The organism is Labrys methylaminiphilus subsp. lupini (assembly GCF_051161885.1).
Lineage (GTDB): Bacteria > Pseudomonadota > Alphaproteobacteria > Rhizobiales > Labraceae > Labrys.
This window is the reverse complement of record NZ_JBMDIH010000001.1, coordinates 3,479,107-3,497,522: the sequence shown is the minus strand read 5'-3', so window position 1 is coordinate 3,497,522 and position 18,416 is coordinate 3,479,107. Positions and strand designations below refer to the sequence as shown.

The 18,416-nt window shown below is 62.9% G+C and carries 21 protein-coding genes; 14 read left to right on the top strand and 7 right to left on the bottom strand.

The genetic code is table 11. The annotated features are described in order from the left end of the window. Nucleotides 1-4: 4 nt before the first annotated feature. Complete coding sequence (locus tag ACN6KF_RS16540; RefSeq protein ID WP_434957886.1) at nucleotides 5-250, bottom strand: hypothetical protein; 246 nt, start codon at nucleotides 248-250, stop codon at nucleotides 5-7. A gap of 128 nt (nucleotides 251-378) precedes the next feature. On the opposite strand from ACN6KF_RS16540, the gene ACN6KF_RS16535 reads away from it, so the two are divergent. Together ACN6KF_RS16535 and ACN6KF_RS16530 are read left to right on the top strand one after the other, a co-directional pair. Next, on the top strand, nucleotides 379-1,392 hold the full coding sequence (locus ACN6KF_RS16535) for a histone deacetylase family protein (RefSeq protein ID WP_434957885.1): 1,014 nt from the start codon (nucleotides 379-381) through the stop codon (nucleotides 1,390-1,392). Between the two features lie 95 nt (nucleotides 1,393-1,487). Continuing rightward, nucleotides 1,488-1,679, top strand: a complete 192-nt coding sequence (locus tag ACN6KF_RS16530) for a hypothetical protein (RefSeq protein WP_434957884.1) — start codon at nucleotides 1,488-1,490, stop codon at nucleotides 1,677-1,679. Nucleotides 1,680-1,876: 197 nt separating this feature from the next. Here ACN6KF_RS16530 and ACN6KF_RS16525 read toward each other — a convergent pair whose 3' ends face one another. From ACN6KF_RS16525 to ACN6KF_RS16505, 5 genes are all read right to left on the bottom strand, one after another. Then, on the bottom strand, nucleotides 1,877-2,113 hold the full coding sequence (locus ACN6KF_RS16525) for a hypothetical protein (RefSeq protein ID WP_434957883.1): 237 nt from the start codon (nucleotides 2,111-2,113) through the stop codon (nucleotides 1,877-1,879). A 252-nt stretch (nucleotides 2,114-2,365) separates the two neighbouring features. Next, entirely contained in the window at nucleotides 2,366-3,538 is a 1,173-nt protein-coding gene (gene nagA / locus ACN6KF_RS16520) for an N-acetylglucosamine-6-phosphate deacetylase (RefSeq protein WP_434957882.1), read from the bottom strand. Beyond that, nucleotides 3,535-4,560 carry an SIS domain-containing protein gene (locus tag ACN6KF_RS16515; RefSeq protein ID WP_434957881.1) on the bottom strand — a complete coding sequence of 342 codons (1,026 nt, stop codon included), beginning with the start codon at nucleotides 4,558-4,560 and terminating at the stop codon, nucleotides 3,535-3,537. Before ACN6KF_RS16515 ends, nagA begins: the two co-directional genes overlap by 4 nt. Continuing rightward, nucleotides 4,560-5,342 (bottom strand): GntR family transcriptional regulator, encoded by a 783-nt coding sequence (locus ACN6KF_RS16510; protein ID WP_434957880.1) that lies wholly within the window; start codon nucleotides 5,340-5,342, stop codon nucleotides 4,560-4,562. The genes ACN6KF_RS16515 and ACN6KF_RS16510 overlap by 1 nt, the downstream gene beginning before the upstream one ends. A gap of 80 nt (nucleotides 5,343-5,422) precedes the next feature. Then, entirely contained in the window at nucleotides 5,423-6,325 is a 903-nt protein-coding gene (locus tag ACN6KF_RS16505; protein ID WP_434957879.1) for a glucosamine kinase nucleotide-binding domain-containing protein, read from the bottom strand. A 369-nt stretch (nucleotides 6,326-6,694) separates the two neighbouring features. Between ACN6KF_RS16505 and ACN6KF_RS16500 the strand changes: the two genes are divergently transcribed. From ACN6KF_RS16500 to ACN6KF_RS16445, 12 genes are all read left to right on the top strand, one after another. Continuing rightward, nucleotides 6,695-7,951, top strand: a complete 1,257-nt coding sequence (locus tag ACN6KF_RS16500; protein WP_434957878.1) for an ABC transporter substrate-binding protein — start codon at nucleotides 6,695-6,697, stop codon at nucleotides 7,949-7,951. Between the two features lie 92 nt (nucleotides 7,952-8,043). Next, nucleotides 8,044-8,976 (top strand): carbohydrate ABC transporter permease, encoded by a 933-nt coding sequence (locus ACN6KF_RS16495; protein ID WP_434957877.1) that lies wholly within the window; start codon nucleotides 8,044-8,046, stop codon nucleotides 8,974-8,976. A gap of 10 nt (nucleotides 8,977-8,986) precedes the next feature. Continuing rightward, on the top strand, nucleotides 8,987-9,826 hold the full coding sequence (locus ACN6KF_RS16490) for a carbohydrate ABC transporter permease (RefSeq protein WP_434957876.1): 840 nt from the start codon (nucleotides 8,987-8,989) through the stop codon (nucleotides 9,824-9,826). A 169-nt stretch (nucleotides 9,827-9,995) separates the two neighbouring features. Continuing rightward, nucleotides 9,996-10,997, top strand: a complete 1,002-nt coding sequence (locus ACN6KF_RS16485) for an ABC transporter ATP-binding protein (protein WP_434957875.1) — start codon at nucleotides 9,996-9,998, stop codon at nucleotides 10,995-10,997. A gap of 178 nt (nucleotides 10,998-11,175) precedes the next feature. Next, nucleotides 11,176-12,333, top strand: a complete 1,158-nt coding sequence (locus tag ACN6KF_RS16480; RefSeq protein ID WP_434957874.1) for a M20 metallopeptidase family protein — start codon at nucleotides 11,176-11,178, stop codon at nucleotides 12,331-12,333. Between the two features lie 99 nt (nucleotides 12,334-12,432). Then, nucleotides 12,433-13,035, top strand: coding sequence for a helix-turn-helix transcriptional regulator (locus ACN6KF_RS16475; protein WP_434957873.1), 603 nt, complete (start codon nucleotides 12,433-12,435; stop codon nucleotides 13,033-13,035). Continuing rightward, a complete protein-coding gene (locus ACN6KF_RS16470; protein ID WP_434957872.1) occupies nucleotides 13,032-13,994 on the top strand; it encodes an ornithine cyclodeaminase family protein in 963 nt (320 codons plus the stop codon). The genes ACN6KF_RS16475 and ACN6KF_RS16470 overlap by 4 nt, the downstream gene beginning before the upstream one ends. Before the next feature lie 74 nt (nucleotides 13,995-14,068). Then, nucleotides 14,069-14,857, top strand: coding sequence for a transporter substrate-binding domain-containing protein (locus ACN6KF_RS16465; RefSeq protein ID WP_434957871.1), 789 nt, complete (start codon nucleotides 14,069-14,071; stop codon nucleotides 14,855-14,857). A gap of 114 nt (nucleotides 14,858-14,971) precedes the next feature. Beyond that, nucleotides 14,972-15,637: an ABC transporter permease gene (locus ACN6KF_RS16460; RefSeq protein ID WP_434957870.1), complete on the top strand. Its 666-nt coding sequence runs from the start codon at nucleotides 14,972-14,974 to the stop codon at nucleotides 15,635-15,637. A gap of 104 nt (nucleotides 15,638-15,741) precedes the next feature. Then, entirely contained in the window at nucleotides 15,742-16,476 is a 735-nt protein-coding gene (locus ACN6KF_RS16455) for an ABC transporter permease (RefSeq protein WP_434957869.1), read from the top strand. Beyond that, nucleotides 16,473-17,201: an amino acid ABC transporter ATP-binding protein gene (locus ACN6KF_RS16450; RefSeq protein ID WP_434957868.1), complete on the top strand. Its 729-nt coding sequence runs from the start codon at nucleotides 16,473-16,475 to the stop codon at nucleotides 17,199-17,201. Before ACN6KF_RS16455 ends, ACN6KF_RS16450 begins: the two co-directional genes overlap by 4 nt. A 36-nt stretch (nucleotides 17,202-17,237) precedes the next feature. Beyond that, on the top strand, nucleotides 17,238-18,200 hold the full coding sequence (locus tag ACN6KF_RS16445; RefSeq protein WP_434957867.1) for a pyridoxal-phosphate dependent enzyme: 963 nt from the start codon (nucleotides 17,238-17,240) through the stop codon (nucleotides 18,198-18,200). Between the two features lie 46 nt (nucleotides 18,201-18,246). Here the strand turns inward: ACN6KF_RS16445 and ACN6KF_RS16440 are convergent, their stop codons facing one another. Further along, nucleotides 18,247-18,399 carry a hypothetical protein gene (locus tag ACN6KF_RS16440; RefSeq protein WP_434957866.1) on the bottom strand — a complete coding sequence of 51 codons (153 nt, stop codon included), beginning with the start codon at nucleotides 18,397-18,399 and terminating at the stop codon, nucleotides 18,247-18,249. Nucleotides 18,400-18,416: the final 17 nt, after the last annotated feature.

Below are 18,416 nucleotides of genomic sequence, written 5' to 3'. Positions count from 1 at the left end.
AACGTCAGGAGCGGCGGGCTATCAGGGCCCGCACCAGCACCACGGCCAGGGCCGCCAGCCCGATGGCAGCGGCTGCGACGATGACGGTGAGACTCGTCATCACATAGCAGGGTGCCGAATTGGCGGGATTCTGCTGGCAGGGAAACCGGCTGTCGATCAGCCGTGCCAGATAGTGTCCTCGCGTCTCGAAAAAGACCAGCATGGCGCAGCCGAGGGCCAGCAGCGCAAGGAAACCGGTACTCGGACGCATGAAGGAAGCCCTCGGGGAAATGCTGTCTATTTTTCGCATCGGTTGATCTGCACGGCAGTTTCGCCGGTCACAGCCAAATCGGCTAAACAGGGGCGGATCGAGTCGCAGCCGAGGGAGGAATATCGGGCATGAAAGTCGTATTCAGCGAAACCCAGAGGCGCCACGATCCGACCTTCTTCCTATCGAGCGGTACGCAGCGGCCCAATCCGGAAGTACCACGTCGCTGTGACATCCTGCTGCAGGCTGCCCTTGGCGCCGGCCTGACACAGGTCGCCCCCGACGATGCGGGGCTGGCGCCCGTCGCAGCCGTGCACAAGCCAGACTACATCCACTTCCTGCGCCATATCCATGCGCGCTGGCGCGAGATCGATGGGGCTTCGGCCGAGGTGATCCCCAATATCCATCCCGATCGCCGCAACGGGGCCTATCCCGCTTCCGCCGTGGGGCAGGCGGGCTATCATATGGCCGACACGGCCTGCCCGATCTCGTCCGGAACCTATGAGGCGGCCCTGGCCAGCGCCCACACGGCCTATCATGCGGCCGGCCTGGTGCTGGCAGGCGAGCACGCAGCCTATGCCCTCTGCCGTCCGCCGGGACATCATGCCTTCGCCGATCTTGCCGGTGGCTTCTGCTTCTTCAACAACAGCGGCATCGCCGCCCAGGCCCTGCGCAGCCGCTACGACCGCGTCGCCATTCTCGATGTCGACCTGCACCACGGCAACGGCAGCCAGGGCATGTTCTATGGCCGCCCCGACATCTTCACCGTTTCGGTTCATGCCGATCCCATCCGTTTCTACCCTTTCTTCTGGGGGCACGCGGACGAGCGCGGCGAAGGCGAGGGGCTCGGCTACAATCTCAATCTGCCTCTGCCGCGCAAGACGGGGGATGAGGGCTTCCTTGCCGCGCTCGATGTGGCTCTGGAGCGTATTGCCGCCTTCGCGCCAGGCGTACTGGTGGTGGCGCTCGGCCTCGACGCCTTCGAGGGCGATCCCTTCCAGGAGTTGACGGTGACCACCAAGGGCTTTGCCCGCATTGCCGCCCGTATTGCCAGCCTCGGGCTGCCGATGGCGATCGTGCAGGAAGGCGGCTATGTCTGCGACGCGCTCGGCGACAATCTCGCCAGCTTCCTCGGCGGGCTTTGAGGTATTTTTCCAGCCCTCATGGTTTACGACATCAAAATGCCGGGGTCGGGGCGTAGGTTTGTGGCCGGTTTGGGACGATCGAGGGAGTTGTTCCGATGACCAGTCTTGCTATCGATGTCAGTGCGCTGCTGGCAGCCCTTTGGATGCCGGCCCTGCTCAAGATCCTGGCCGCCGATGTGGCCATTGGCGCTGTCATCCTGTCGGGATATCTCTGGCATAGGAAGCAGGAACGCTGCAATGCGGAGCTGTCCGAACGCAAATGGGGCAGGCGACATCTGCATGGCTGAAGGCAAGCCTTAAAGCGTTTTGCGATTTGGTGGAATCAGCGAGAATCGCAAAGACGCGTCGAATCAGAGAGCTAGAGCAAAACAGCGTTTCCGTCTAAACGCGCTCTGCTCTAGGCACCAGGGATGCGTTTTGTTCCAATTTTTTGTTTTGACGCATTTTCTTGACCGAAAAGTCCTCGGGCTTGTCGATGAGATGGCTAATGCACGACCACACCGGTCGGATTGCCTTTCGACATCCACACCACCAGCGCGTCATTGAAGGAGGCGACCGCGTCGCTGGCGATTGGAATTCGGATGATGGCCCCATCCGCAAATTCGAATTCGGCTACGGCAAATTGCCGATGCTCCGGCGAAGTCAGGCCGCGAAATTTCGTGAGAAGCGGCGTGACGACCGAGCCGTCTCCGCTTTCGAGCGGGTCCGAAGGAACGCTCATTCAACCATCCAATGCCAAATCCAATAATTGCCTTCCCTATGACGGTGGGCTGTGACATGGGCGTGATACGAAATATATCATCTGAGAAATTTGTTGAGTCGAACAACAAGCAGATGCATCCATCTACCGTAAAGGTAACAATAGCAAATAATATAGGTTTATTGAAAAAATCCGAGAGTAAAATAAAGATAGGGACGCTTCCTGATTTATAACTTCAGAAGGCGCCCTTGTGCGGGTCGATGCTCTATTATATCAGTGCTGTGTTTTCGATCGGAAAGCGGCCGCCCCTCCGATCCAGACCGAAGCAATCGCCAGCTCATCGGTCAGCACCACCATGTCCGATCTGCTGCCCTGGCGCAGACGGCCATAATGCTGATCCATGCTCACGGCCATGGCCGGGTAAAGCGAGGCCATGCGCAGGGCTTCGCCCAGATCGACACCGATCGTCTCATGCACGAAACGCACGGCCGAAATCATGTCGAGGTCGGCACCCGCGAGAGTACCGTCATCCAGCGTCAGGCGGCCGTTCTCACGCTTGATCACCCGGCCATTGAGCGTGAACTGCTGCATGTCCGTACCGATCGTGGCCATGGCGTCGGTGACCAGGAAGATCCGGCCGGGCTCTCTCTTGGCCCGTAGTGCGATGTCGATGGTGATGGGATCGACATGGATGCCGTCGGCCACCAGGCCAGCGGAGAGGCCGCCAAGGGCGATCGCGGTGCCGGCTAGTCCCGGCTCGCGGTTCTTGATCTGGCTCATGGCGTTGAACAGATGCGTCGCCATGGAAGCGCCGGCCTCCGTCGCCGCGACCACATCGCCATATTCGGCATCGCAATGGCCGAGGCTGACGACCAGGCCGGCCTCCGCGAGGCGACGGACCTGGGCCGGCGTCACTGACTCCGTGGCCACCGTCGTGAGCAGGACGGGAACCCGGCTTCTGGCGGCAACCAGCCTGGCGAGATCGGTCTCCTCCATCGGGCGGATCAGTTTCGGGTCATGCGCGCCCTTGCGCGACACGGCGAGATGCGGCCCCTCGATATGCAAGCCGAGGAAACCCGGCACCTTCCGTCGTGCGGCCTCCGCACCGGCCTCGAGGGCCTCTGCGGTGATTTCGGGCGTATCGGTGATCAAGGTCGCGAGCAGGGCCGTCGTGCCGAACTGCGCATGGGCTGCGCAGATCGTGCCGATGGTCTCGGCGTTGCGGCGGTCGTTCAGCATCACCCCGCCGCCGCCATTGACCTGCAGGTCGATGAAGCCGGGCGCGATGAAGCCGGCCTCCACCGTCTCGACCGCGATGCCCGCCGGGACGGCACTGCGAGGCACGATCGCCTCGATGCGCTCGCCATCGACAATCACGGCCGCATCCTGATGCCAGCCCTCGCCGTCGAAGATGCGTGGGGCCAGCAGGGCCGATTGCGTGCTCATACCGTCTCCGTAACCTTGCGCAGATTGCGGGGCTCGTCGGGATTGAGGCCACGACGACGGGCGAAGGCCTCGACGAAGGCATAGAAGGAGGCGATCAGCACCAGCGGATCGGTCAATGGGTGGCCGGTGGCCGCGAAGGGCAAGCGGGTGGCCTGGTGGGCGCCGTCGGCGGTGATGAAGGCGGCTGCCCCCTTGGCGGCCAGGGCGTCGGCGGCGCCGATGATCGAGCTTTCCGCCTTGTCGCGGGCCGCCAGGGCCAGCACCGGGAAACCCGGTCCCACCAGCGCCATCGGTCCATGCATCACCTCGGCGCCGCTATAGGCTTCCGCATGCACTGAGCAGGTTTCCTTGAACTTCAGCGCCACCTCATTGGCGATCGCCAGGGCCGGTCCACGCCCGAGGATGAAGACCGAAGAGGTGCCTTCCAGGGCATCGGCAAAGGCGGTCCAGTCGCAGGCGACGGCCTGCTCGAGATGACGAGGCAGGTCGTGGAGGGCTGATAGCAGCGCCTTGTCGCTGGCCCAATGAGCGAGGACGCCGAGCCCGGCCACGGCGGAATTCACGAAGGTCTTGGTGGCGGCAACGCTCTTCTCGGTGCCGGCGGCGATGTCGATCGCATGGTCGGCCGCAAGTGCCAGGGGCGAGCCTGCTGTGTTGGTGAGGGCAATGGCGACCGCGCCGCTGCGACGCACCGCCTCTGCCATGGCGACGATGTCGGGGCTCTTGCCCGACTGCGAAATCGCCAGGCTGGCGGCGCCGGCGAGCTTGAGCGGTGCCTCATAGATCGAGGCGATCGAAGGGCCGAGCGAGGCGACCGGTACGCCGGTGGTCAGCTCGACCGCATATTTGAGGAAGGAGGCGGCATGGTCGGAAGAGCCACGGGCCACGGTGACCAGGACATGTGGATCGACGTCCTTCAGCGCAGCGCCTGCCCGCTCCATCTCAGCGGCCGATTGTTCGAACAGCCGTGCGACGGCTTGGGGAATTTCCAGCACCTCGCGGCGCATATGGGTTTCGGACATCACGATGTTTCTCCTTCGCTGGGCTCGGCCAGCCGCAATTCTGCTACGAAATCATAGGTATCGCCCCGGTAGATCGACCGGGTGAATTCAACCACCTTGCCGCCGGGCAGGTATGAGACGCGCTCGATATTGAGCGTGGCGGCACCTGGAGAAATGCGCAGGAGCTGGGCATCCTCCGGCCCGAGATTGGCGGCCGAGATGCGCTGGACAGCGCGCACCGGCTTGTTGCCGTGCTCGGCGAGGGCGGCATAGAGCGAAGAGCCGACCTCTTCCGGATTCGGCAGCAGCGAAGCGGCGATGGAAGCGCGCTCGATCGCCACGGCGGTTTCATTGGCAAAGCGCAGGCGGTTCACGCGGGCCACCATCTCGTTGGCCGTCAGGCCGAGCACCATCGTCTCCTGCGGCGAGGGGACGTAGACGCCTCGCTCTAGCCACACCGAATGAACCTGCTTGCCGCGCCGCGCCATATCCTCGGTGAAGGAGGTCAGGCGTGACAGGGATTGCTCGACACGTTCGACCCGGGGCGCCACGAAGGTGCCGGAGCCGTGGCGCTGGATCAGCACCCCCTGTTCCACCAGGTTCTGCAGCGCCTTGCGCACCGTGACACGCGAGATGTCGGCCTTGACGGCAATGTCCCGCTCGGAGGGAAGTGCATCGCCGGGCGTCAGCACGCCGTCCCGGACCGCTTCTTCGATTGTTTTGCGCAATTGCAGGTAGAGCGGCGCATTGCTGCCCTTGGCATCGGCCAGGGAGCGGAAGATGAGGTCGATGGCGTCACTCATGGCTTGCCTTTCCGAGCCGAAATCTCGGACCTGTCCCTTGAAGGAGGGCAAGAGTTCGGCGTGACTCAACGCTCTGGCGATCATGGCTGGATCAGTCCTTGTTTGCCATCCGACAATGACCGATCGAGGCCGAATAGTCGGGCAGCCATGGATACTGCGCCGCCCAAGGCGTCCTGCAGCGGCGGTACGAGCCGCTCCCGGTGTTTTGCGGAAAGGCGAGGTCCGATCAGCGTTGCCAGCCCGCCCAATAAGCAACGGGGCGTCGCATTGGCAAGCCCGAGGGCATCCAGCGAAACCTCGACCGCGGCGATGGCCCGATTGACGATCCTGGCCGCAGTCGGGTCGCCACGGTCGAGATGGTCGAAGACCATCGGCGCGAAGGTGCCGAAGTCGCGCGGCTGGGCGGTCTTGGTGAACTCGACGATCTCCTGCGGATCGTCGTGGTGGGCGGCCAGCACCGCCTCGACCAGGGGCGAGCGGGGGACGATACCGTCATGGGCGAGCAGTGTCTCCTCCAGCAGGTCGCGTCCGATCCGCGCCCCGCTTCCCTGGTCGCCGACAGCGAGGCCCCAGCCGCCAAGATAGCGCGCCTGTCCCGATTGTCGGGCCAGATAATGGCTGCCGGTGCCCAGGATGCCGATTGCGCCGTCTCCCGCCCCGATCGCACCCTCCAGGGCGATGAGGACATCGGTTTCGATGCGGCAATGGCAGAAGGGCAGGCGGGCGAGCAGCTTGGTGGCATAGATGGCGATATTGGCACCCGCCATGCCGAGCACGATGGGCGTGTCGGGGATGCCAGCCGGATCCTGGCCCGCATCGGCGAAGGCTTGGTGGACAGCGGCCATGATGTTCTCGCAGGCCCCGTCCAGATCCGTGCGGATGTTCGCCGGCCCAGCCTTGGCGCGACCGATGATCTGGCTCTGCGCTGTTGCGAGCGCAGCCCTGCAGCTTGTTCCTCCACCATCGACGCCAAGGACCATCATCGCCGTCTTCTCCTTATGAGAAGACAATACCAATAAGCTACCACTCGTCAAGTGGCGATTGCAGTAAAAAAATTAAACTAAGCAAAATCAATGTATTATGCAATTAAAAGCAATTTGATGAGAAAAGTGTCATAAGATCTCTGGACAAGTGGTATTTATTTGGTATTGTCCTGGCCATCGGAGGGGGCGGTGCCGGGCCTAGGCTGGCGCCACCAGCCGGCGGCTGCGGTCGCGCAGTTCATCGGCCTCCGGGCAACAGGCCAGTTGCCGGCCGGAAGGGCAGCGCAAAGCGTGCGTTCCGCTGGGGCTGGAGACCCCCAAGTCGACCAGAGCCGGCCCTGGCAGTGGCCGGTACAGGGAGGAAGACGGATGAAGAAGCGACTTTTGATGGCCCTATTCCTGGGCTCCACCATTCTCGCGGCGACGGCTGCTTCGGCGCAGGACGCCACGCTGACGATCGAAAGCTGGCGCAATGACGACCTTGCCATCTGGCAGGAAAAACTGATCCCCGCTTTCGAGAAGGCCAATCCCGGCGTCAAGGTGAATTTCACGCCCTCGGCGCCGCCGGAATACAATGCCGCGTTGAACGCAAAGCTCGATGCCGGTTCGGCTGGCGATGTGATCGCCTGCCGCCCCTTCGATGCTTCCCTCGAACTCTACAAGAAGGGGCATCTGACGGATCTGTCGGCTCTCCAGGGTATGGACAATTTCACCGACACCGCCAAGGCCGCCTGGCAGACCGACGACGCCAAAACGACCTTCTGCGTGCCCGTGGCCTCGGTGATCCACGGCTTCATCTACAACAAGGAAGCCTTCGACAAGCTCGGCCTCAAGCCGCCGCAGACCGAGGAAGAGTTCTTCGCTGCGCTCGACAAGATCAAGGCCGACGGAACCTATATCCCGATGGCGATGGGCACTAAGGATCTCTGGGAAGCCGCCACGATGGGCTACCAGAACATCGGCCCGACCTATTGGAAGGGTGAGGACGGTCGCCTGGCGCTGATCAAGGGCACGCAGAAGCTGACGGATGCCGATTGGGTCGAGCCCTTCGTCACGCTGGCCAAGTGGAAGTCCTATCTGGGCGACGGCTTCGAGGCGCAGACTTATCCCGACAGCCAGAACCTGTTCACCCTCGGCCGCGCCGCCATCTATCCGGCAGGTTCGTGGGAGATCTCCCCCTTCGGCGCCCAGGCGCAGTTCAAGATGGGCGCCTTCCCGCCGCCCGTGCGCAAGGCCGGTGATCCCTGCTACATCTCCGACCACAACGACATCGGTTTCGGCCTGAACGCCAAGAGCAAGAATCCGGAAGCGGCCAAGAAGCTGCTGGCCTGGATGGCCTCGCCGGAATTCGCCACGCTCTATGCCAATGCGCTGCCGGGTTTCTTCAGTCTCGCCAAAAGCGAGGTGAAGCTGGACAATCCCCTGGCGCAGGAATTCGTGTCCTGGCGCGGCAAGTGCAGGTCGACCATCCGTTCAACCTACAAGATCCTGTCGCGCGGCACGCCCAATCTCGAGAACGAGACCTGGGTCGAATCCGCCAATGTGATCAACGGCACCGACACGCCGCAAGTCGCTGCCGAGAAGCTCCAGAAGGGTCTCGACAGCTGGTTTAAGCCGGCTAAGTAGAGCTTGCTTCGGCCGCGCCTCGAGAAGGCGCGGCCATCCCCTCCATCATCGCCGTCTCCGACAACAGCAACGCACATGCGAGGATTGCTGCAATGTCTCTCGAAGATTCACCAAATAGAAAAGCGTTTCGCTGGCACATTCCAATTTTTCTGGCGCCAGCCGTCATCATCTACACGCTCGTGATGATCCTGCCGCTGATCGGCACCCTGCAGCTTTCGCTGTTCCGGACCGTCGATGGTGTGTCGCATTTCGCGGGACTCGACAATTTCCGCACGCTGTTCGGCGACCCGCGCTGGGCCTCCAGCTTCTGGAATGCCCTGCGCAACAATTGCTGGTTCTTCCTCATCCACATGGTGGTCCAGAACCCGATAGGCGTCGTGCTGGCGGCCCTGCTTTCCCATCCCAAGCTGCGCTTTGCGGCTTTCTACCGCACGGCGATTTTCATCCCGACCGTGCTGTCCTTCGTGATCGTCGGCTTCGTGTGGAAGCTGATCCTCTCCCCGCTCTGGGGCGTGGCGCCCTCGATGCTGGACCTGATCGGCCTCAAGAGCTGGTTCACGCCGCTGCTCGGCAAGGAAGCCTATGCATTGACCACGCTCGGCCTCGTCTCGGTCTGGCAGTTCGTGGGCATTCCGATGATGCTGATCTATGCCGCCTTGCTATCGATCCCCGAGGAGGTGGTCGAGGCGGCCGAGATGGACGGCATCACCGGCGTTGCTCAGTTCTGGAAGATTAAGCTGCCGCTGATCCTGCCTTCGATCGGCATCATCTCGATCCTCACCTTCGTCGGCAATTTCAATGCCTTCGACCTGATCTACTCGGCGCAGGGAGCGCTGGCCGGGCCGAACTATTCGACCGACATTCTCGGCACCTTTCTCTACCGCACCTTCTTCGGCTTCCAGCTGCAACTCGGCGATCCGAACATGGGCGCCACCATCGCCTCCATGATGTTCTTCATCATCCTGGCCGGCGTGTGCGTCTATCTGTTCGCCATCCAGACACGGCTGCGGCGGTATCAGTTCTGAGGAGATCGACATGAGCAAAGCCACGCACTCTCCGGCCCGTTCGATCGCCGCCCATACGGTGCTGATCGTCTACACAGCGATCGCCCTGTTCCCGGTGATCCTGGTCCTGATCAACTCCTTCAAATCGAGGGATGCGATCTTCCGCTCGCCCCTGACACCGCCGGGACCGGCCACCTTCGACGCCATCGGCTACAAGACCGTGCTCGCCCAGGGCGACTTCTTCCTCTACTTCCAGAACAGCATGATCGTCACGGTGGTCTCCCTGTTCTTCGTGCTGCTGCTTGGCGGCATGGCGGCCTTTGCGCTCGCCGAATATCGCTTCAAAGGCAACACGCTAATGGGCCTCTATTTGGCCCTGGGCATCATGATCCCGATCAAACTCGGCACCGTCGCCATCCTGCAGCTCATGGTCGCCAGCGGTCTGGTCAACACGCTGACGTCCCTCATCCTGGTCTATACGGCGCAGGGTCTGCCGCTGGCCGTGTTCATCCTGTCCGAGTTCATGAAACAGGTCTCGGACGATCTCAAGAACGCCGGTCGCATCGACGGATTGTCGGAATACCGTATCTTCTTCCGCCTCGTCCTGCCGCTGGTGCGGCCGGCCATGGCAACGGTTGCGGTCTTCACCATGATCCCGATCTGGAACGATCTGTGGTTCCCGCTGATCCTGGCACCGGGCGAGAGCACCAAGACCATCACGCTCGGTACGCAGGTCTTCATTGGGCAGTTCGTCACCAATTGGAATGCCGTACTGGCGGCGCTGTCACTCGCGATCCTGCCGGTGCTGGTGCTCTATGTGATCTTCTCGCGGCAGCTCATCCGCGGCATCACCTCGGGCGCCGTCAAGTAGAGCCTGGCTCCACGCCATGCCGCCCCGCTCAGCGCGAGACGGCATGGTGATGAGCCGGCTTAAGGGCATCCGGCCTCCCCCCAATCTGCAATGAAATTCTTTCGTGGTCCGCATCGAGCGGATGAAGAAGCGCGCATGCGCCCCACCGTCAACCTTTAGGGGAAGTATCATGGGTTCGCTGAATATCGAGAATGTGAAGAAGTCGTTCGGTTCGGTCGACATCCTCAAGGGGATCAATCTGGACGTGAAAGACGGCGAATTCGTCGTCTTCGTGGGGCCGTCGGGCTGCGGCAAGTCCACCCTGCTGCGCATCATCGCGGGGCTGGAGGACACCACCTCTGGCGCCGTGAAGATCGACGGCCAGCCTGTCAACGACGTGCCGCCTGCCAAGCGCGGCATCGCCATGGTGTTCCAGAGCTATGCGCTCTATCCCCACCTCACCGTGCGCAACAATATGGGTCTGGGCCTCAAGCAGGCTGGCGAAGACAAGGCCGAGATCGACAGGCGCATCAAGAAGGTCTCGACCATGCTCGCTCTCGAGCCTTATCTCGAGCGCCGGCCCTCCGAGCTCTCCGGCGGCCAGCGCCAGCGCGTCGCCATCGGCCGTGCCGTGGTGCGTGAGCCCAAGCTCTTCCTGTTCGACGAGCCCTTGTCCAATCTCGACGCAGCGCTCCGTGTTAACACCCGCATCGAGATTGCCCAGCTTCACCAGCGCCTCAAGGCGACGATGGTCTATGTGACGCATGATCAAGTCGAGGCCATGACTCTGGCCGACAAGATCGTGGTGCTGAATGGCGGCCATATCGAGCAGGTCGGCGCGCCCATGCAGCTCTACAACGATCCTGACAACACCTTCGTCGCCGGCTTCATCGGCTCGCCCAAGATGAATTTCGTCGACGGCGGACGCCTCGGCGAGAGCGTGAAGACCATCGGTGTGCGGCCCGAGCATGTCACCGTCAGCCGCGAGGCCGGCGACTGGAAGGGCACTGTGGTCTATGCCGAGCATCTGGGCGCCGATACCTATCTCTATCTCGACACCGAAAAGGCCGGCTCGATCACGGTGCGTCTCTCGGGCGAGTATCAGGTTGAGCCGGGTGCCGCCATCTACGCCACGCCGGATCCGGCACGGACCCTGCGCTTCGACGAGAACGGCAAGCGCCTGCGCGGGTGAGGCGTGCGAAATCCGATATGCCGGCCCCGCTCAATCGGTATGCCGATGGAGCGGGGCCGGCATATCGATCTCGCGCCCGCCTCCGTAGAGGCAGCATCACCGTCTCTCGTACTTATAGACAAAACATTCATTGTGGACTAGTTCGTCTATGCTTGCCATTTGACGGACGATTCCAGCGATGACCGATATTGTCGACGACGCCATGCCCCGCCTGATTGCGATGCGGCACGAATTGCACCGCCATCCGGAGATCTCCCGCGAGGAAGCCTGGACCTCGGCCTTCGTTGCCGAGCGCCTGACCGAAATGGGAATTCCCGTCCATACCGGTGTCGGCGGCTATGGCGTCGTCGGTGTCGTCGAGGGCAGCGGCGAGGGGCCGGGCGTGGCCCTGCGCGCCGACATGGATGCTCTCGCCATGGACGAGCACAACAGCTTCGCCCATCGCTCGCAGATACAAGGTGCCATGCATGCCTGCGGCCATGACGGGCATATGACCATGCTTCTGGGCGCGGCTTCCCATCTCTCGCAGACCCGCCGTTTCCGCGGCACGGTCTATCTGGTGTTCCAGCCGGCGGAAGAACGCTATGGCGGCGCCCAACTCATGCTTGATGCCGGCCTGCTCGAGCGCTTCCCCGTCCGCAATATTTTCGGCCTGCACAATTGGCCCGATGTGTCGGCCGGCGAGGTGGTGGTGCATGACGGCCCGGTGATGGCGGGGGCCGGGGAGTTCACCCTGACGTTCAAGGCGCCTGGCGGCCACGCCGCCATGCCGCACATGACCGGCGATCCCGTGCTGGCCGGCAGCCATTTCGTCACCGGCATCCAGCAGGCAGTGGGCCGGGCCATCAATCCGCTCGATGCCGCCGTCGTCACCGTCGGCTCGTTCCAGGGTGGTTTTGCTCAGAACGTGATTTCGCGCGAAGCTACGCTGGCCGGCACTTTCCGCGGCCTGCGCCCCGACATTCTGGCTCTCCTGAGGACGCGCATCGAGGAGATCGCTCAGTCGGCCGCCAGGATCGCCTCGACCGAGGTCGAGATCGGCTTCGACGAGCTGCCGAGCCCGCCGGTGGTGAACACACCGGCCGAAGCCGAGATCATGAGGCGAGCTGCGCGTGCATTGCCCGGAAGCCCGGCCTTGCATGTCGGCGTGCCGACCATGGCGGGCGACGATTTCGGCGCCTTCCTCGAGCATCTGCCCGGCGCCTATGCCTGGATCGGCAATGGTCCGTCGGAGCGGCATGGCCGGCTTCACCAGCCCGACTACGATTTCAACGATGCCATCATAGGCACCGGCGTCCGCTTGTTGGTGGCAACCGCCGAGCAAGCTCTATCGTAGACAAAAAATCTTCTATGGACTTTTTGTTTCCAGTATCCTAGGTGTTGGAAGAGGCTGGCGGTGGCCGCCAGGATTGAGGCGGGAGCCTGCTCGGATCAAATGGACAGCCTTCATCGCTATCGCCCGATCTGCGACGCCATCGCTGCTTTGTTTCAGCCTTATGTCGAAGTGGTGCTGCACGAGCTCTCCACCGACAAGGCCGTCTATTTTGCCGGCAATTTCTCCAAGCGCGTCCCCGGGGAACCCTCGCTGCTGCATGAGGTCGACTTCGACAGCCACAATCCGGTGATCGGTCCCTATGAGAAGGTCAATTGGGATGGCCGGGCTCTCAAATCGATTACCGTCGTACTGCGCGATGAGACGGGCAGCCCGCTCGGCGTGATGTGCATCAATGTCAACGTCTCCGATTTCCACGCCGTCATGCAGACGCTGTCGGCGCTCGTGCGTGTGCCGGAGCCGCATTATCGGCCGGACGCCTTATTCAAGGAGGACTGGCACGAAAGGATCAACGAGTTCATCCGGCAATGGACGCATGGGCGTAATGTCGCGATTTCGGCGATGACCCATGCCGACCGCAAGGACCTGGTCGTCGCGCTCGCCGAGAGCGGTGCGTTCAGCGGCAAGAATGCCGCCGCCTATATTTCGCGCGTGCTCGGCATGGGGCGCGCGACCGTCTACAAATATTTGAGAAATGAAAAATGATTAGCCTTTCGCTGGCCCAGCTCCAGGAGTTGGTTTCGATCGACGCCGCCGCCATATCAGCCATCACCGATGCCTATGTCGCCGTGGCGGACGGACGGGCCAACGTGCCGCCGGTCGGCTATCTCGAGCTGCGCGCGCAGAATGCCGATTGCCACATCAAATATGGCTATATCGCCGGCGATCCGATCTTCGTGGTGAAGATCGCTTCCGGCTTCTATGACAATCCCAAACGTGGCTTGCCGTCCAGCAGCGGCATGATGATCGCGATTTCAGCTGCTACCGGCGCCACCGTCGCCATCCTGAACGACGAGGGTTGGCTCACCAATCTGCGCACCGGCATCGGTGGCGCCGTCGCCACCTTCGCTCTCTGCCGTCCGGACAGCGAGGTCTTTGCCGTGCTCGGTACCGGCACGCAGGCGCGTTTCCAGATCCGCGCCGCCGCGGCGCTGGCCAAGCGCCCCGTGCAATTTCTCGTCTGGGGGCGCTCGGCGCAAAAGGCAAGAGAACTCGTCGCCGAATTCGCTGGCTCCGCCATCCAGGTGTCGCAGGCCGCGGATCTGGAGGAAGCCTGCCGCTCGGCCGACGTGATCATCGCCACCACGCCCGCGACCGCACCCTATGTGGCGAGCGAATGGATCACGCCCGGCACCCATGTCACCGCTGTCGGGGCGGATGCGCCTGGCAAGCAGGAACTGGATCCGGCCCTGATCGCAAGGGCCGATCTGCTGGTGGCCGATCTCGCCAGCCAGAGCCTCGACCATGGCGAGTTCGCCACCGCCTTCCAGGACGGCTTGTTCCGGCAGGAGGACTGCCTCGAACTCGGTGCCATCCTGAACGGATCGAAGCCGGGCCGCAGTTCGAGCGACGCGATCACCATTGCCGACCTCACCGGTCTTGCCACCCAGGACATCGCCATCGCCAGGACCGCCCTGCAGAGGGTGCCCGATCTGGTGATGTGAGGGCGTTTTTCATCGTCTTGGCGGGCGGCTGCCACGCCCACATCCGTTCAAGTTTGTTTTGAGAGGGGACTGCCGTGAAGAGACTATTGATGGTTTCGCTCGCCGCGTTGCTGAGCGTTTCGGCCGCGAAGGCGGAGAGCCTGCGCATCGCCTCCAGCGCGGATTTTCCGCCCTGGGAGTCGGTTGATGCCGCCAATGAGATCGTCGGCTTCGATCGCGATATCGGCAACGAGGTCTGCAAGCGCATCGGCGCCGACTGCAGCTGGGGCAACCAGGCTTTCGACGGCCTGTTGCCGGGGCTGCAGGTCGGCAAATATGATCTGATCATGTCGGGCTTGTCGATCAATGACGAGCGCGAGAAGCAGGTCGATTTTTCGGCGCCCTATGCCGATGCGCCCAACAACATCGTCGTCGCTGCGGGGAGCCCCGTTGCTCAGGCCAAGGATACCAAGGCCCTCGAAGAAGGACTGGCCGGCAAGGTGATCGGCGCGCAGACGGGGTCGACCCACGAGGCCGTGATCCGGGCTCACTTCAAGGGTGCCGACGTCCGTCTCTATGACCGGGCCGAGCAGGTCGCCGACGATATCGTGGCCGGTCGCCTCGATGCCGGACTGATGGAGCGCTCCGCCTGGGAAGGCATGATGTCGTCCCGCAAGGACAGCGGTATCACCATCGCTGGCCCGCTGATCACCAGTGCCGATTATGCCGAGTTCGGCCGGGGGCAGGCCATTGCCCTGAAGAAGGGCCGGGACGATCTGAAGAAGCGGATCGACGAGGCCGTCAACGCCATGCTTGCCGACGGCACGGTCGCCAAGCTTTCGGAGAAGTGGTTCAAGTACGACGTCTCCTTCAAGAAGAAATGAGCGTACCCGCCGGCGCCGCTGAGCACCGCCTAGAGCCAATGTAATGCACGCCCCCTCCCGCTTCAGGGGAGGGGGACGGGCACTCCAACGTGCTCCCGAAGCGAGATCTCTTCCATGTCCGTGGTTTCAGCCTATCTCCCGCAACTCCTCCAGGGGCTTCTCGTCACCCTCCAAGTGGCTGTCGGCAGCTTCATGGTGGGGTTCGTTCTTGCCATAGCCGCCGTCTTCGCCTGGAGTTCGGGGCCCAAGCCCCTGCGCTGGCTGGTCGCCTCCTACGTGGCCGTCATTCGTGGCCTGCCGGAACTCCTGGTGATCTTCCTGGTGTTCTATGGCGGGACGGTGCTGCTCACCGGACTGGTCGGAGCCTATGTCGAGGTCAGCGCGCTGGCGGCGGGCATCGCGGCGCTGTCCTTCGTGTCGGGCGCCTATCTGACCGAGATCATGCGCGGCGCCCTGCAAACCATTCCTCCGGGCCAATGGGAGGCGGCGCGCAGCCTCGGCCTGAAGCAGGGCCAATTGTTCCGCAAGATCATCCTGCCGCAGATGTTCTCCCACGCGCTTCCCGGCCTCGGCAATCAGTGGCTGGTGATCCTGAAGGAAAGCGCGCTTGTCTCCATCGTCGGGCTGGAGGAATTGATGCGCAAGGGCGTGGTGGCGGCCGGTGCCACCCACCAGCCGATGACCTTCTATCTCATCGTCGCGGCCCTTTTTATCCTGATCACCACCGTCTCGACCGCTGTTCTGAGCTTCGGAAACAGCCGTCTGAGCTGGATGCGGTAAAGCGTTTTGCGATTTGACGGAGTCATCTGGAACCGCAAAGCGCGTCGAAACAAAGAGTTAGAGCAAACAAGCGTTCATGAACGCGCTTTGCTCTAGGAGGCGACATGTCCCTGGAAATGCTGCTGCGCGCCATTCCCGTCGTTTTGACCGGGCTCAAGCTGACGCTGCTGATCACGTTGGCTGCCTTTGCGGTCGGGCAGTTCGTGGCGCTGCCGGTCGCCCTTGGCCGGGCCTCGAAGTTCCGCCTGCTGCGCGGGACGACTTGGCTCTACACCTTCCTGCTGCGTGGCAGTCCGTTGTTGGTGCAGCTTTTCATTCTCTATTACGGCCTGGCGCAGTTTCCCGCGGTTCGCAACAGCGTGCTGTGGCCTGTTCTGCGCGATCCCGTCTATTGCGCCATCCTGGCGATCGGCATCAATTCCTCGGCCTATGTCGCCGAGGTGATCGCCGGCGGCATCCGCAAGATACCAGCCGGGCAGTTCGAGGCCTGCGTGTCGCTCGGCCTGTCGCGCCGGCGCACCTTTATCGATGTTGTGCTGCCTCAGGCCTACCGGGCGATCTTCCCATCGATCGGCAACGAGCTCATCCTCGTCCTGAAGGCGAGTTCGCTCGCGAGCGCCGTGACCGTGATGGAGATGACGGGCGCGGCGCGTGCCTTTACCGCCAAGACCTATGCTCCCTTCGAAGTATTCATCGTCGCCGGCCTCGTCTATCTCCTGGTCGGCTTTGCCTTCAGCCTGATCTTCCGGGCCGGCGAGAGCGCGCTGTTCCGTTCGACCGGCTTCGGGTCGTCCAAGGCGAGCGCGCCCTCCCGCCAGGCCGCGGAGGCCGCGCCATGATCCTGGCCTCCAATCTCACCAAGGCCTATGGCCCCCACACCGTGCTCAAGGGCGTCAGCCTGTCGGTGGGGGAGGGCCAGCGGGTGGTGCTATGCGGTCCGTCGGGCTCGGGCAAGTCGACCCTGATCCGCTGCCTCAATGGCCTGGAGACGCGCAGTGGTGGCGATATCCGCATCGCTGGCCACCATCTTGCGCCCGATTGCACCAATGTGCTCGACCTCGCCGGCGAGGTCGGCATGGTATTCCAGCAGTTCAACCTGTTCCCGCACAAAACCGCGCTGGAAAATCTGATTCTGGCACCGCGCCGCGTGCGCGGCCTCGCGCGCAAGGAGGCGGCTGATCTCGCCATGGCGATGCTGGAGCGCATGCGCCTCGCCGATAAGGCCGCTTCCTACCCCGGCCAACTCTCCGGTGGCCAGCAGCAGCGCGTGGCCATCGCCCGGGCGCTTTGCATGGCGCCCAAGGTGATGCTGTTCGACGAGCCAACTTCCGCCCTCGACCCCGAAATGGTGAAGGAGGTGCTCGATGTCATGGTGGATCTGTCGCGCGAGGGGCTGACCATGGTTGTGGTGACCCATGAAATGGGCTTTGCCAGGAATGTGGCCGACCGCGTGGTCTTCCTCGATGGTGGCCGCATCGTCGAGAGCGCCGAACCCAAGGCCTTTTTCGAAAATCCCCAGCATCCCCGCACCCGGGATTTCCTGCACCAGATCGCGCGGCACTGATCTGGATATCGGGTGTCAGCCAAGGAGTAGACTGTCATGAACCCCGACGTTCTGGCTTCGGCCGCCCGCTCCGTGCAGGCGCGCCAGCGCATCAAGGCCCATATCTACGAAACGCCTCTGCTGCCGTCGCGGCAGATCGGCGCCGAAGCAGGCAGCCAGCTCTTCTTCAAGGCCGAGAATTTTCAGCTCACGGGCTCCTTCAAGATCCGCGGCGCCAGCGCCAAGATTTCGGCCATGGCGCCGGGACGCCATCTCGTCACGGCCTCGTCCGGCAATCATGGCATCGGCTCGTCCCAGGCTGCCCGTTCCTTCGGGCGGGACCTCACCGTGGTACTGCCTGAAACGGTCGCTGCCGCCAAGCTCGCCCGTATCCGTTCCTATGGCGTGGAAACGCGGCTGTTCGGCGCCGAGACCTGGTATTCCGAGCAGCATGCGCTCGAGCTCGCCCGTGACAAGGGCCATGAATATATCTCGGCCTATGACGATCCCGATGTGGTGGCCGGGCAGGGCACCATCGGGCTGGAACTCCTCGACCAGCACCCCGCCATCGACAATGTCTTCATCGCGATGGGCGGGGGCGGGCTGATCAGTGGGATCGGCAGCGTGTTGAAGAGCTTCCTGCCAGGCGCGCGCATCTATGGGATCGCAGCCCGCAATTCCTGCGCCTTCGCCATGTCGATGGCGGCGGGCAAGGTGGTAGAGACCGAGCACCTGGAGACGCTGGCCGACGGCGTCGCCGGCGGTGTCGCCGAGGAGACGATGACGCTTGGTCTCGCAATGTCGGTGGTCGACGAGACGATCATCTGCACGGAAGAGGAAATCGTCGCAGCACTCCGCGATCTCGCCTTCAAGGAAAACATGCTGGTGGAAGGCTCTGCCGGCCTGGCCTTGGCGGGATTCGCCAAGGTTGCGAGCGCTTGCCGCGAACAGGTCAATGTGGTGGTGCTGTGCGGGGCCAATTACGACCGGGACAAGCTGACGAAAGCGGTATTCGGCTAAAGGAGCGCCCTCCGGCTGCTGGACCGATCCGGAGGGCGTTGGCTGGTCAGGCGAGCAAACGCGTGTCCGGCGTGGCTTCGTGGGCCTGCCCATGCGTAATGGCCGTGTTGTCGCCGGCAGGTTCAGCCGAGACCGAGGTGAGCGTGATGGCCGTAACGGCGCTAAGAAGTAGAAATATAGACGTGATGATAATCTTCATTTCTGGAATCTTTCGAA

Bases quoted from the DNA above. Each gene is read 5' to 3' on its own strand.
- ACN6KF_RS16500 (WP_434957878.1), top strand. From the start codon at position 6,695: ATGAAGAAGCGACTTTTGATGGCCCTATTCCTGGGCTCCACCATTCTC.
- nagA (WP_434957882.1), bottom strand. From the start codon at position 3,538: ATGAGCACGCAATCGGCCCTGCTGGCCCCACGCATCTTCGACGGCGAG.
- ACN6KF_RS16485 (WP_434957875.1), top strand. From the start codon at position 9,996: ATGGGTTCGCTGAATATCGAGAATGTGAAGAAGTCGTTCGGTTCGGTC.
- ACN6KF_RS16460 (WP_434957870.1), top strand. From the start codon at position 14,972: ATGTCCGTGGTTTCAGCCTATCTCCCGCAACTCCTCCAGGGGCTTCTC.
- ACN6KF_RS16525 (WP_434957883.1), bottom strand. From the start codon at position 2,113: ATGAGCGTTCCTTCGGACCCGCTCGAAAGCGGAGACGGCTCGGTCGTC.
- ACN6KF_RS16475 (WP_434957873.1), top strand. From the start codon at position 12,433: ATGGACAGCCTTCATCGCTATCGCCCGATCTGCGACGCCATCGCTGCT.
- ACN6KF_RS16480 (WP_434957874.1), top strand. From the start codon at position 11,176: ATGACCGATATTGTCGACGACGCCATGCCCCGCCTGATTGCGATGCGG.
- ACN6KF_RS16455 (WP_434957869.1), top strand. From the start codon at position 15,742: ATGTCCCTGGAAATGCTGCTGCGCGCCATTCCCGTCGTTTTGACCGGG.
- ACN6KF_RS16490 (WP_434957876.1), top strand. From the start codon at position 8,987: ATGAGCAAAGCCACGCACTCTCCGGCCCGTTCGATCGCCGCCCATACG.
- ACN6KF_RS16470 (WP_434957872.1), top strand. From the start codon at position 13,032: ATGATTAGCCTTTCGCTGGCCCAGCTCCAGGAGTTGGTTTCGATCGAC.
- ACN6KF_RS16515 (WP_434957881.1), bottom strand. From the start codon at position 4,560: ATGTCCGAAACCCATATGCGCCGCGAGGTGCTGGAAATTCCCCAAGCC.
- ACN6KF_RS16440 (WP_434957866.1), bottom strand. From the start codon at position 18,399: ATGAAGATTATCATCACGTCTATATTTCTACTTCTTAGCGCCGTTACG.
- ACN6KF_RS16505 (WP_434957879.1), bottom strand. From the start codon at position 6,325: ATGATGGTCCTTGGCGTCGATGGTGGAGGAACAAGCTGCAGGGCTGCG.
- ACN6KF_RS16445 (WP_434957867.1), top strand. From the start codon at position 17,238: ATGAACCCCGACGTTCTGGCTTCGGCCGCCCGCTCCGTGCAGGCGCGC.
- ACN6KF_RS16510 (WP_434957880.1), bottom strand. From the start codon at position 5,342: ATGAGTGACGCCATCGACCTCATCTTCCGCTCCCTGGCCGATGCCAAG.
- ACN6KF_RS16495 (WP_434957877.1), top strand. From the start codon at position 8,044: ATGTCTCTCGAAGATTCACCAAATAGAAAAGCGTTTCGCTGGCACATT.
- ACN6KF_RS16540 (WP_434957886.1), bottom strand. From the start codon at position 250: ATGCGTCCGAGTACCGGTTTCCTTGCGCTGCTGGCCCTCGGCTGCGCC.
- ACN6KF_RS16530 (WP_434957884.1), top strand. From the start codon at position 1,488: ATGACCAGTCTTGCTATCGATGTCAGTGCGCTGCTGGCAGCCCTTTGG.
- ACN6KF_RS16450 (WP_434957868.1), top strand. From the start codon at position 16,473: ATGATCCTGGCCTCCAATCTCACCAAGGCCTATGGCCCCCACACCGTG.
- ACN6KF_RS16535 (WP_434957885.1), top strand. From the start codon at position 379: ATGAAAGTCGTATTCAGCGAAACCCAGAGGCGCCACGATCCGACCTTC.